The 11,630-nt window shown below is 64.7% G+C and carries 12 protein-coding genes; 10 read left to right on the top strand and 2 right to left on the bottom strand.

Features of this window, described 5'->3' with window-relative positions; translation table 11 throughout:
• Positions 1 to 981: 981 nt before the first annotated feature.
• The 8 genes from RMP10_RS16240 (at position 982) to RMP10_RS16205 (ending at position 7,122) form a co-directional block, all read left to right on the top strand.
• Positions 982 to 1,677: a sigma-70 family RNA polymerase sigma factor gene (locus RMP10_RS16240; protein ID WP_310571226.1), complete on the top strand. Its 696-nt coding sequence runs from the start codon at positions 982 to 984 to the stop codon at positions 1,675 to 1,677.
• Between the two features lie 135 nt (positions 1,678 to 1,812).
• A complete protein-coding gene (locus RMP10_RS16235) occupies positions 1,813 to 2,553 on the top strand; it encodes a hypothetical protein (RefSeq protein WP_310571225.1) in 741 nt (246 codons plus the stop codon).
• Position 2,554: 1 nt separating this feature from the next.
• Positions 2,555 to 3,148, top strand: coding sequence for an ImmA/IrrE family metallo-endopeptidase (locus RMP10_RS16230; protein ID WP_310571224.1), 594 nt, complete (start codon positions 2,555 to 2,557; stop codon positions 3,146 to 3,148).
• Between the two features lie 155 nt (positions 3,149 to 3,303).
• A complete protein-coding gene (locus RMP10_RS16225) occupies positions 3,304 to 3,747 on the top strand; it encodes a hypothetical protein (protein WP_310571223.1) in 444 nt (147 codons plus the stop codon).
• 24 nt (positions 3,748 to 3,771) lie between these two features.
• A complete protein-coding gene (locus RMP10_RS16220) occupies positions 3,772 to 4,230 on the top strand; it encodes a hypothetical protein (protein ID WP_310571222.1) in 459 nt (152 codons plus the stop codon).
• Entirely contained in the window at positions 4,217 to 4,918 is a 702-nt protein-coding gene (locus tag RMP10_RS16215; protein WP_310571221.1) for a hypothetical protein, read from the top strand. Before RMP10_RS16220 ends, RMP10_RS16215 begins: the two co-directional genes overlap by 14 nt.
• Positions 4,915 to 6,570 carry a ThiF family adenylyltransferase gene (locus RMP10_RS16210; protein ID WP_310571220.1) on the top strand — a complete coding sequence of 552 codons (1,656 nt, stop codon included), beginning with the start codon at positions 4,915 to 4,917 and terminating at the stop codon, positions 6,568 to 6,570. The genes RMP10_RS16215 and RMP10_RS16210 overlap by 4 nt, the downstream gene beginning before the upstream one ends.
• 45 nt (positions 6,571 to 6,615) lie before the next feature.
• The gene (locus RMP10_RS16205) at positions 6,616 to 7,122 is read left to right on the top strand and encodes an efflux RND transporter permease subunit (protein WP_310571219.1); all 507 of its coding nucleotides are present in this window, start codon (positions 6,616 to 6,618) and stop codon (positions 7,120 to 7,122) included.
• A gap of 895 nt (positions 7,123 to 8,017) precedes the next feature.
• Here the strand turns inward: RMP10_RS16205 and RMP10_RS16200 are convergent.
• On the bottom strand, positions 8,018 to 8,914 hold the full coding sequence (locus RMP10_RS16200; protein ID WP_310571218.1) for an Abi family protein: 897 nt from the start codon (positions 8,912 to 8,914) through the stop codon (positions 8,018 to 8,020).
• 495 nt (positions 8,915 to 9,409) lie between these two features.
• The gene (locus tag RMP10_RS16195; protein WP_310571217.1) at positions 9,410 to 9,967 is read right to left on the bottom strand and encodes a hypothetical protein; all 558 of its coding nucleotides are present in this window, start codon (positions 9,965 to 9,967) and stop codon (positions 9,410 to 9,412) included.
• A 168-nt stretch (positions 9,968 to 10,135) separates the two neighbouring features.
• On the opposite strand from RMP10_RS16195, the gene RMP10_RS16190 reads away from it, so the two are divergent.
• Both RMP10_RS16190 and RMP10_RS16185 read left to right on the top strand, forming a co-directional pair.
• A complete protein-coding gene (locus RMP10_RS16190) occupies positions 10,136 to 10,567 on the top strand; it encodes a hypothetical protein (RefSeq protein WP_310571216.1) in 432 nt (143 codons plus the stop codon).
• A 166-nt stretch (positions 10,568 to 10,733) separates the two neighbouring features.
• A complete protein-coding gene (locus tag RMP10_RS16185) occupies positions 10,734 to 10,895 on the top strand; it encodes a hypothetical protein (protein ID WP_310571215.1) in 162 nt (53 codons plus the stop codon).
• Positions 10,896 to 11,630 lie beyond the last annotated feature (735 nt).

Genomic DNA, 11,630 nt, shown 5'->3' with positions numbered 1-11,630 from the left:
CACCCGCGAGGTACGCCTCCACGACCCCGAGCTTGAACTCGGTACTGAACCGTCGGTACGTCTTGGCCATAGATCCTCCGAGGGGCTGCCTCGAAGGTCAAACCGAACCCGCCATCTGTCCAGCCGATGGGGGTCACTCCAAGTGCCGACCGAAATTGCACACTCGGGAGACCCCCTCAACGTCTGACGGTTGACGCTGTCCCGTCGGATCGTGGCCTCTTGCCCTATCGTGGAGGAGGCTGATGTACAGTCGGGATACCTTAGTGTTGCTCAAGCATCTACTGGAGTCCGGGCAACCCAAAGCGGCCATTGCTCGGGAGTTGGAGATCAGTCGCCGTCTCGTCTATGATCTGGCCGAGGCCGGCAAATGAGAGCGCGATCTGGCCGCCGAGACGCCGCGGTCGCGCGTGGCGATACCGCCCAAATGGAGCCGTTCAAGCCGTTGATTCAAGAGCGTCTCGCCGCGTTCCCGGCGTTGTCCCAGTCCGAGAGACGCCTGCGCGCTGCACAACTTCCTTATCGACCATACCCGCAATTGACTCGCCTAGAAACCGCTTACTCATTCCATGGGCCGGTTAGCGAACAATCGAGCGATGCGCAAAGCGAGATTGCCTTTACACTGTCTCCGTGTGTTTAGCCCATTCTTCGGTTCGCGCGTGATCCGTTGGCGCCGTCTCTCTTAAAGGACGTTCTCCGGGCTGTGCACCGCGCTCGTGGATTCAGGACGGGCGTTATCCGGATTCGTGCGACATTCGATTGCGGTGCCGGAAGCCTCAGGCGGTTGTCGGTTTCTGTTCGGTGGTGACATGATGGCGTTGTCTCAGTGCAGCCTGCTCCGCGGTCAGGCGCCACCGTCGTGCCGCGGACCAGCGCCCGTCGGCGGCGCCGGTACAAAGTGCTGTCATCGCTGGCAGCGCCTGCCTGCCGAACGCTTCCGATCTTCCCACGTGTCTCCTTCACCTCTCCACTTCGCGAATGGCCATGACGGATTCTGAGCTGGACCCCGCTCCGGCCATCGAATGGCGTGAAGTCAGCGATGCCGACCTCGCCCGGGGGCTGCGTTTTGACGCGGACGACCGGACGAGCGCGCAGGCGTGGTCCGAATTCGAGCGTCGCCATATGGGAGCGATCAAGGGATTCATTGATGTTCGCGCCGGTGACCTCGGAGCGGACGCCGGCGACGACTTGCTGATGAAAGCCGCGCTGTGCATCCAGCGCGGCGTCGAGAAGTTCAAGGCACGGGGACCGAAGTCGTTTCGCTCCTGGTGCATCAAGATCGCCGACCGCGTCATCCTCGACGCGCGTCGCGGGCGGCTCGGTGTCGTGCCACCGACGGGCGTCGAGCTGGTGTCATTCGACGAGATGGCGGAGCGATTGCTGTCCGACTCCGCAGAGGCCTCCGATCCGGACGGGAGTCCGCTCAGCCCGGATGTGGACGCCGAAGACGATTCCCCCCGCAGTGAGCGCAAGCGCATCATGCGGGACGCCTTCGCCTCGCTGTCGGAAACCGACCAAACAATTCTGTGGTGCACCTTCATCAACGACGACTCGGACGCGCAGATCGCGCAATACGTGGCGAAGCCGGTCGATTTGGTCAGAAAGCTGCGCTACAAGGCCAAAGCAAAGTTGGCGAAAGCCTTTATGCGGCGACTACCGGCCAGCCAGCAGGCCTCATGAGCGTGCGCCCTCCTTTTTCTGCGCTGCCGCACCGACGCGAGTGCATGCGGTGCACGCCTAACCATTGGAGTCACGATGTCTAAGGACACCGCTCGCGGTGCTGCGGGCGAGCAGGCTCGCCCGGCAACGGATGCGATGCTCGATACCTCGCTGGCACGCCTCCGCGCCGCGATAGACGCAGTCGCCACCTCGGCCGACATAACGTCGCTCGACACGGAGCGGCTTGACGTGTGGTTCGAGCGTCTACGCCAGTCCGGGCTGTTTCGCGACGTTCCCCTCTCGTCCGGCGCGGCAGACGTGCTGGCCGAAACGTTGCCCGACGCGTCGGTCACGTCTGAGCGCCTCGCGCAGCTGCGAAGCGTGCGGGAGCGGGAACGCGCGCAGGTGCGCGCCGCACGCGGCCTCGAGGCCGCGTGCCATGCGCAGTCCCCCCCAGAGCTCTTCCGTCAGCTCCGCGAGCGTGCGGGGCTGACCACCGAACACGCCGCGCGGCTGTCCGGCGTGCCGACCGCTGACTGGGCGGCGGTTGAGACGAAGACAAAGCCATGGTATCAACTCGGCGTGGACCGTGTCCTGCTGTTTGCTGCCGCCGTGCACGAACCACTCGACCGCTTTGGTGACTTGCTGGCATTAACCGCCCGGCGCGCCGTCTGCCAGAGCGTGGAGTCGAGGGCACGCTTTGCGCTGGGCCGCTTCGATCAGCAGCAGGCGGTACAGGATGCGCGCAGGGATAGTCTGCGCCTCGCGTTCGCCGCCGTTCAGCAAGAAAACGCCGGCGCCGCAAAGTTTTTGGCAGCCTATCGACGCGTGGCGCCCGAACTGACGCGCGCCGATGCTGCGGCGGCGAGGCCCCGTTCTGACGGTACGGATTGTTAGTATGGACGAACTCGACTTCTCGATGCGTGCGGCGCGTGAGTATGCGCCCGACTTTGATGCGGACGAGCGACTGCGTGCCGCCGAACCGCGACGCAAGATGGCGCGCGATGCCGCGCTGGCGCTCCTCAAGCAGCACAAGGTGACGATGCCTGCCGTCGACGTCGAGGCGCTGGCGCGCGCCTGCGGCCTTGCTGTGGTGTTCGTCGAGGTCGAAGGAAAGTTGTCGGGTCAGCTCTATCCCGACCAGCGAGAAATTGTGATCAATACTCGCGGGCGAAGCCGCGAGCGGCAGCGATTCACGCTTGCGCACGAACTCGGACACTGGCGTCTCACGCATCACCTGTCCGACATGCCGCTGCCCGCCGATACCCTTGGGTACTCTGGCGTCTTCGAGCAGGATAGCGAGTCGGAAGGCCGCAGCGCCTTTGAGATTGAGGCCAACACGTTCGCGTCCGAATTGTTGATTCCCAGCCCGTGGATCCGGAAGATCGCCAAGCCGCTGTCAGCGGGTCTGCCGCAACAGCTCGCGCAAACCTACGATGTGTCACGCGAAGCGATGTTTTATCAGCTGATGCGCTGCGGGCGGTTCACGTAGGCACGGCGAATGGCGTGGCGCGTGTGCCGCAACAGCACGGGGACGTCACCGCGCGGGTGACGTCCCCGCGTTGTTACAGTGACCATGGTGATGACCGCGCAACGTAGCCGGTACGCTTGGTCGCTCGTATCACACGGCGCCATCCGGAGGCGGACATGACGACACCACGCTCGATGTACGACGACACGCAGGACCACACGCAGCACCCGCCGCACAGCGCGGCGCTGGCCACCGATGCCCATACCGAGACGCCCGATCAGTACAGCCGTAGCGCAGAGCAGCCGGATCAGTCGGACAAGTCGGCTAAGCCCGACAAGCCGGATGGCGTCAAGGAAGTGCAGGTGCACTGCGACTACATCTCGGCCGACCAGCCGATTACGCGGAAGTTCCCCACTGACACGGTGCTCAGCGCGATCAAGATATGGGCACGCTCGGTGTTCGTGCCGAATCCGCCCTCGGACAAGGCGTACTATCTCAATGACGACAAGTCGCGGCACCGCTTCACGGCCGTAGAGGAGGAGCAGACGCTCGCGCAGCTCGGCTACGAGCGCGGCGCGGCGCATTTCCGGCTCAACGAAGAGCAGGCGTCGGGCACGTGATTGTGTGTCGAGGGCGCCAGTAGGATGCCGTCCGCGTTTGACCTCGTCACGTTAGGCGCCGAAGTCGGTCGCCTAACGTCGAGCGAGTCACACCGTTGGCAGGTCGCGTCGGTGCCTGACGTGCTGCGTGTGTACATCACGCTCACACCGCTCGACACGCAGGACCGGTACTGCCTGCGACTCGACTTCGGGGCGGCCCTCGCAGATGGTCCGCCGAGCGTGACGTTTTGCGACCCAGTGTCACACCAGGAAGGCCTGCTCCGCGACTGGCCCGCAGGCCTCACCAACTTCTTCAAGCACCCGCCGCAGCACGGGGTCGGATGGATCTGCAATCCCTGGACGCGCGAGGGCCGTGCGCATCATAGCGAATGGCAATCGTATGGATGGCGTCCCAAACGGGCCGTCTGGATCGTAGGCACGGCGGTGCAGGACATCTTGGACCAACCAGGCGCATACACCGGGAGAGCTGATGTCAGATCGTGAACGTGAACGGATTACCGCGCGTGGTGGCAAGCATGGAGGCGAACGTGGTGACGAGCGTGCGCCAACCCTGCTCCGGGGCGACGTGTCGCCGACTACGGCGACGGCCGCGCCGGTTCGGGCGTACTGGGTGCCACGCGCGATTCTGCAGCGGGCCTGGGAGCTGCTGCGTCAGGACGGTCTGCGCGGCGTGGAGAGTACGGTGTTGCTCGGCGGTCGGCGATTTGGTGCGGAGGCGGTCGTGATGGCCGTCGTGTATCCGTGCGGGGCCGACGTCACACACGAAGCAAGCTTTGTGCACGTGGGGAGCAACACGACCGCCGAGATGGGTCGATGGCTCCGAGGCGAAGGTCTAACCGCGTTGATGCAGGTGCACACGCATCCCGGCGCGTGGACCGGACACTCGCCAACTGACGACGATTTTTCCATCGCGAGTTCGGAGGGGTTCCTCTCGCTCGTCTGGCCACAGTACGCCGCCGCGCCGGTGCAGCACATCGAGGAACTCGGCGTGCATCAGCTCCGGGATGGCCGGTGGCACGCGCTCGACGCGCAGGAGGCCCGTGGCTTGATTCGTGTCGTGGAGAGCGACGCCATGGTGTGGACCCCGGGCATCGCGCCGCGTCCGGCCCGCGGCGCGGGCGGTGGTGCATCGGACGCTCCCGTACCCCACCTCGTCCGGACAATCCCGTGACCGGTTGGGGGCTTGGCTCCGAAGCGGAGCGCGTTGCCGCCCGTGATGACCGAACACGCCGTGCATTGGCACTAGTGGTCGGTGAGGCGCGCGCCGCCCTCGCGATGACACACTTTGCCGAAGCGCAGGTAGTCGTCCATATCCGCGCGTCCACGCTCCGCACCGCCAACGGTTTCGTCGCGGTCCACGCGACGCTGAACATGTTGTTTCGGTTTGTGGCGCGGGTCGAGGCCTGTGTGGATGGCGACCTCTCGACGACGGACGCCGAGGCGTTGGATGCGGCCATCGAACGATTGCGCCGTGTTGACACGCGTGCGGATCGGTCGCTCCGGCGCGTCGCACCGCTCACCGCTCACGAGCGCGTTACGGCGGCGCGAGTATGGATCGGGGAGGCCGGCATCGGACGCGGACACTCGCGTGACGATGTGCATGTAGCGTTTACCGGATGGACGTGTGCGCTGCGCCGGAGCACGCACGCCGGAAATGTCCGCGCATCCGCAACGCCGTTTGGTGCCCTGGCCGCCGCGTGTTTCGCCACCGCCGAGGTATTTAAATCCCTCGTCGCCTCCTCGCTGCCACCAGACGAGGCCGAGCGCTTTCGCGAGCGCTACGTGCACGCGTGGGACTTCAGCGCGTGGCACATGAATCCGGTGACTGCTGCGGCCGCTAGCGAAGAGTTGGGGGATGACTTCGGCCTCTCGCTGCCGATGGACCAAGTTCTGCAGGTGGGCGCCGGCGCGGTCGGGAACGCGAGCGCGCTGGCGTTCGCTTCTACGGAGATGGTCACTGGAACGCTCTCGATCCTCGACCCCAAGCGCGTGGACGTGCGGAACCTCAACCGGTGCTTCTTCTTCACGGAGCAGGACGTGGGTGTGCCAAAGACCGAGGTCCTTGATCGCGCTGTGCCGCGAGCCGGTCTCGAGGTACGCGGGCGTTGCGAGGAATTTCAGGTCGGCTCCCACTATCCGGCGGCGGTCTTCCTGTCGACCGTGGACAACAATCAGGTGCGCCACCGGATGCAAGAAGCGTTGCCCGACGTCTTAGTGCAAGGATCGACCGGTGGAACCGCCGTCGCGATCAGTGTGCACACCCCGGGGAACGGCCGGTCGTGCCTCGTGTGTCGCCATGCCAGTCCCGAAGTGGGACTGACCCAGCGCGTGCCGTTGTCGCTCGAAGAGGCGTCGGCGCTCACTGGGCTTTCGGAGGCTGAGATTACCGCGGGTGTGGTTGGGGGCGAGGCGGTGATCTCGGACGCGTTGATCGCGCTGGTGACCGCTGTGTCGCCGCCGGCCGGCGCGCTATTGGAACGTGCGCGGGAGGCCGGACATGACTTGTGCGGCGCACTCGGCGACCTGCGTGGAGCACTCGGACCAGTGCGTGGTCCGCAAGAGGCATCCGTGCCGTTCGTCTCAAATTTAGCGGGCGTGCTCGCGGCAGCCGAAGTGGTGAAGTCGCTGCTGCGCGCTTCGGGCGTATCTGACGTTCCTGTGCTCGACAACGTCTTGGTGATCGACTTGGCCCACAACTATGCGCGCCATGCACACCTTGCATTCTGCGAGCCGCCCCGTGGTGATTGTACGCTCTGTCAACAGCGCGGAGATGCGGTGTCAGAGGTCTATGCGCGTCGCCGCTCACAAAGCGGAGCGACGTAGTAGCGAAACGTAGGTAGCTATCACACCCGTCACGGTCCGCAACCCATGTCGGGACCGAGGTGTCTGCCCCGACACGTCGCGGCGGTCGCTGCGTGGCTGTCGCTACTGTCGGTGGCCGCGATCTTCCTCATTCTCTATGCGGATTTTCGCTCACCGAAGATGGCACTGCTCGTGATGGCAAATCTCCCGCTGGCACTGATCGGTGGGGTGCTCGCCGTATTCCTGACGACGCGCGTCGTGCGCATCGCGTCGCTCGTGGGTTTCGTGACACTCTTCGGGATCGCGACCCGCAACGGCATCCTGCTCGTGTCGCATAACCGTGAGCTGCTGGCGGAGGGTGCGTCGTTTCACGATGCGGTCGTGCGCGGATCGATGGAGCTTCTCTCAAGCATCTTGATGACTGCTCTCACGGCCGGTCTTGCCCTCATCCCGTTGGCGCGCGTATGCGGAGAGTCAGGGAACGAGCTGCAGACGCCGATGGCCATTGTGATCCTGGGCGAGCTCCTCTCGGCGACCGCGCACTACATGCTGGTGCGACTCGCGCTGTACTGACCGTTCGGTGACCGGGTTGCTGCACGGGATTCGGCAGAGGACGACCTCACTGGAAGCGTGGCGGCTCCGGCCGGAAGCCCGAGGTCGACGAATCCGGTGCTCGCCTGATCGCAGGTCGCCCCCGCCGTCGATCCGGTGCGGGTGGATGGAGCAACGCCGTCCAGCGGCCGGCCATGTCGCGGTGAAAGGCGACGCGAGCGGGGATGCGGCGTCAGCGTTCGTCAGACGTGAGTGGAGGCACTGCGGGTAGATATCATCTGGCGTCACCGATTCGTCATCATGCGGCGTGAAAACGATGCGCTATGAGTGCGTTGGCTGCGCCTTCGGCAAGATGCACCGATTCGCCGACGGCGAAGAGGCCCTCGGCTGTTCCGTGTGTGAGCACTTTAATGGATGCGTAGTCGCGGTGCGACGCCGGCGCCGCGGCGCGACGGATTCGCGTGCCGCATCATCCGTGAACGGGTCTCGCGACGGAGGCCCACCGGTCTGGGGCCACGCCGTCTGCGACGCCCAAGTTTGCATTGTGCGCGTCGGTGTGCGCCTGCTGGGCCACGCGACCCCGAGCTCCGGATTATGCAGCTGACCAGAGCGTCGAGCGCAACCGTTCGTTCTCACGCTTTGCGCGCGCTATCCGTGATCGATCCCCACACGAGCCCATCCGCGATGACGTCGAGTAGCCTCCGGTGCCCGGTGGTGAGATCGCACCCTGACGGCTCCCATCGACGGGTGCTTGTCCGCCGGGATCGGGCAGTTGCTTCAGGCGCGATCATCGCAGAAGCGGCAGAGTGTGTGGCGTTCCGTGTCGTTTGCGTCCATCGAGGACAACAGCTTGTGCAGGAGCGCAGCGAATGTCTCCTGCTCAGCCTCGGTTCGCGGCGTCCGCGCGGTCAGCCGATCAGCGCCAGAACGGATCCGACTCCCATCGGCTAGGAAATCCGAGGGCGGACGGCGCGACGCTCGGATACGAGTGAAACAAATCGCGAAGTTTTTGGGTCCACAGCTGCGCTGCAGGATCCACCTGCTGCAAGAGCGCACCAACGACGACAAGGTGTGCGTGGGTAGTCTGCACGTTGTCGAACTGCGCGGCAAACTTGTAGGCCGGTTTCGGAGCGTTGATCAGAATGCGCGCGTTCCACAGGCGGCCATGGTGCGCGCACAAGTTCCGGAGACCGCTGAGCGCGCGAAACCACGACACCAGGATCGCCACGGGGAGTGCGAAGTCTCGCGCGACGCTAAGCTGATGCACTGGCAGCAGTCCGGAGTAGGTGCGCGACAACGTCCCGAACGTGGCGGCCTCGAGTACGACCCACACGGGTGGACGCGACGGGCTCCCATACGTCTGCTGGTAGTGCGTGATGCCCAAGCTTTCGCACTCGTCGAGTTTCGTGAGCAGCGCCCCGTGCTTGAACCAAGGCGTTGAGACGAAGAAAGCGGCGTCTTCGTAGAAGTGGGGGCCGTGTGGCACCGCGACGCGGTGCGTGATCGACGCCCGCAGTGCGACCTCGATACGCTCGATGCCGTCCATGCAAAGCAGTCGCAACGCACGGTCGAAGTCGTAGAGCGTGACCAGCTGCTCAAAGGTGGCGCCCGGATTGAAGACCTTGCCGCGTGGCGCCTGCAGTGCCCGCATGTAGATGAGCAGCCGGTAGTAGCCGATGGTAGCGAGGGCACGGAACGCGGCCGCCGGGTCCGCCACCACGAGGCCACGTGCCATCACGTGCTGCAGGAGTGCGGCCGGGTCGAGGGCCGGCTTGACGTACGTCCGACGCACAGGGGCCGTGATAGACGCCACGGAGCTCACGACAGGGGCACTGCCGGTCATCGAACAACCCAGCGTGGGAGGGCAGGCAAACTGCGGAATACAAAAAGCCCCCACGGCGCCGGATCGACGCCAGAAAGCGCGTCGGTCAGCGGGGGGGCTATTGTTATGTTAAGGCTAGGCTATCCGGAGGCCGGTGTCAAGGGACACTGCACTGCGGAAGACAACTGGCCCAAACGAGCGGATGGGGTCGCCATCCTGCCTGCATCGTCGCCAGCCGTGCCGGGCAAGCGCGCCACGATCACGAATATCGACGGCGAGCTCGCGCGACATGAGTCTCGCCGCGACCGCCGCACAAAACGTAACGGATCCGGCGGATCGCTCGCCATTGCACGGGGACGGCAAGCTGCGGTCCCCCGGTGCAGTGGGAGGGGCCCTCGCTGGTCCCGATCCGCAGCGCTCGGCGCGCGTCGCGTCCCAGGCCGTCAAGTCGCCCGCTCCGATTAGCTCGCCCCGCATTGCCTGCACTCAGGGCAGCACGAGGCACTTCCCGCGAGTTTGCCACGGCGCACGCACCGAATGCAAGAGGTGATTCGCCCAGCAGCGCTGCGACAGGGAAATCCGGCCGTTTAGCCCGAACACAACGTCGGACGCGTCGATGCCAGTCTCCGCGCTGCCCGCGTGGACGTACTCCAGCCGTCCGCCATGGGGGATCCGCTCGTCGTCCAAGTGCGCACTCAAGATTTCGTGCGCAACCTTGGCGATCACGAGGCTCGGTGCCACGAACACGAACTCTCGAGTCAGGCCTCGGTCGACCAGATCGGGGACCCGACCGATGGGGAAGGTCCCACACCAGATGGCGGCGGCGCGCACCGTCAGGTCGAGGGACCGCAGGTAGATCCGGCAACGCGCGCTGCCGCATCCTCGCAGCGACATTCGGACGAGCGGGGTAGGCGACAGGGCCTCGGGGAGTTCGCGGGGGCTCCAAAGGCGCTCCGGTCTGCCCGCGCGTCCACTCGAGTAGTACGGTGCAGCGGCGCGATCAAGGTCGCGGTGGTGTTGGCGAAATGCGTCCATGTGGGTCATACCCACAGTCTAGGCCGACATGCAGCTGCTCCCGCTGCGGAATGTGCGACGCATCCTCGGGCTAATCCGTCGATGTCCGCTCGGAATGAAGGGTTTAGCGGGGTACCAAACAGAGCCAGCCGATGACGCACATCGGGCGAACGTCAGCAAGCGCGGTAGTCTGGTGGCATGAATCTGCGCTCTTCGACATCCGGCTCGGCCCCGCCGTGCCATACGAGTCTTTTCCTGCAGCGATCTGGAAGCGAGGCATCCCGCTGGATCCGACTTGAGTCCCAACTCGTGGACCTCGTTGCAACGTTTGGGGGCCACGTTGACTATGCGGGGATGGGCGGTGCGCCCTACTTCGAGCGCTGGCTGATCGTCACGGTGCCGTCAGAAGCTGCCTACGCGGAAATGGAAGCCGGCATCGCGCAACTCGCGAACGCGGCGGATGGCCGATGGCCGGTAGTGCAGTGGGCTGGGGACGACCCACCTCTCATTGCCGTTTCCATGTCGGCGGACGAGTACGCCGTCGCGATGCGAGAGCCAGAATCCATTCGGCCCACGCTCTCATGCGAGGAGAACGTGCTGCTGGACTTTCGCGACACGTGCGACATTTGACACGGCCACGAGTGCCACGACTGCGGTAGTCTTTCGACAGCGCATCGCGTCGAATCCGCTGCTGCAAGGATGATGTACGGGGCCGTCGCGCTGAGGGGTTGAGCCCGATAGCGCGCAGAAGCCTCCGACGGTCGTGCCGGCACCACCGCGCGGGCAAATTGAAACCATGCTGCTTCCGCGCGATCTGCCCGCTCAATTAGCGCACGACGGATCTGTGGCGCCGGGCGACGAGCAAGACGCGTTAAGTCTCACCTTAGCCGTGCTCAGCGCGTCCAAGGTGCGGCGATACACGCCGGGCACCGACGACGTCTGCATCTCGATCCATTGACGGCGTGAGGACCCGGCGGCGCTGCGCCAGGGATGGGCGGAGCGGACAGACGTAACTGTGGTGGATCCGTCGTTCTCGGGCCTTCAGGGAAGTCAGCATTGAGGCAAGGGTAGTGGCCTTCGTGCATCGCACCGCGGGAAACCTACGCAGTTACGGAACAGAGCCTCGGTTGATCCTTTTGCTGCGGTAGGGGACAAAGGCTCAGCCGTGACGCTCGTCACAGCTGGGCCCTTTCGCCCACGCCGCCCGATTTCCTGAGACTGATCAGAGGCTGGTGCCTTCTCCTGACTTCATCCGGCTTGGTGCCAACGCGCGCCTTTCCGAGCTTCCAGGCGCGGACCTCAGACTATGAGGGTCCCAGAGAGAAGGCAGGGCCGCCGTTCGTTCTGTAACTATCCGGTGATGCCGGTCACCAGCGTGGGCGCTAAATCTCGCGTTTTGGTATTGCGGAGCCGTCGTGGACTTGACAAAGTAGCTCGTGGCAACTCCACGGCGAATGCCGCCGATGCCAATGCCGCGAGGGTTTACTGGCTATCCGAGGGTATCGCCATGCGTATCGCTCACCGGAAAGTGCAGCTGCTGTGTGTCACGATATTGGACCTGACCCGATTTGACGGACACATGGTTTACGCTGCTCGCGCCATTTGACGGAGCTGGTCCTCGTACTGTTGCGGACTCACGAAGCCTAACGTGGAGTGCTGCCGCTCCCTATTGTACCAGTGCTCGATGAAGTCC

Source organism: Gemmatimonas sp., from assembly GCF_031426495.1.
Taxonomy (GTDB): Bacteria; Gemmatimonadota; Gemmatimonadetes; order Gemmatimonadales; family Gemmatimonadaceae; genus Gemmatimonas.
Note: the sequence above shows the minus strand (reverse complement) of the source record. Positions and strands in the feature narration are given on the sequence as shown.

Bases quoted from the DNA above. Each gene is read 5' to 3' on its own strand.
- RMP10_RS16240 (WP_310571226.1), top strand. From the start codon at position 982: ATGACGGATTCTGAGCTGGACCCCGCTCCGGCCATCGAATGGCGTGAA.
- RMP10_RS16235 (WP_310571225.1), top strand. From the start codon at position 1,813: ATGCTCGATACCTCGCTGGCACGCCTCCGCGCCGCGATAGACGCAGTC.
- RMP10_RS16230 (WP_310571224.1), top strand. From the start codon at position 2,555: ATGGACGAACTCGACTTCTCGATGCGTGCGGCGCGTGAGTATGCGCCC.
- RMP10_RS16225 (WP_310571223.1), top strand. From the start codon at position 3,304: ATGACGACACCACGCTCGATGTACGACGACACGCAGGACCACACGCAG.
- RMP10_RS16220 (WP_310571222.1), top strand. From the start codon at position 3,772: ATGCCGTCCGCGTTTGACCTCGTCACGTTAGGCGCCGAAGTCGGTCGC.
- RMP10_RS16215 (WP_310571221.1), top strand. From the start codon at position 4,217: ATGTCAGATCGTGAACGTGAACGGATTACCGCGCGTGGTGGCAAGCAT.
- RMP10_RS16205 (WP_310571219.1), top strand. From the start codon at position 6,616: ATGTCGGGACCGAGGTGTCTGCCCCGACACGTCGCGGCGGTCGCTGCG.
- RMP10_RS16195 (WP_310571217.1), bottom strand. From the start codon at position 9,967: ATGACCCACATGGACGCATTTCGCCAACACCACCGCGACCTTGATCGC.
- RMP10_RS16190 (WP_310571216.1), top strand. From the start codon at position 10,136: ATGAATCTGCGCTCTTCGACATCCGGCTCGGCCCCGCCGTGCCATACG.
- RMP10_RS16185 (WP_310571215.1), top strand. From the start codon at position 10,734: ATGCTGCTTCCGCGCGATCTGCCCGCTCAATTAGCGCACGACGGATCT.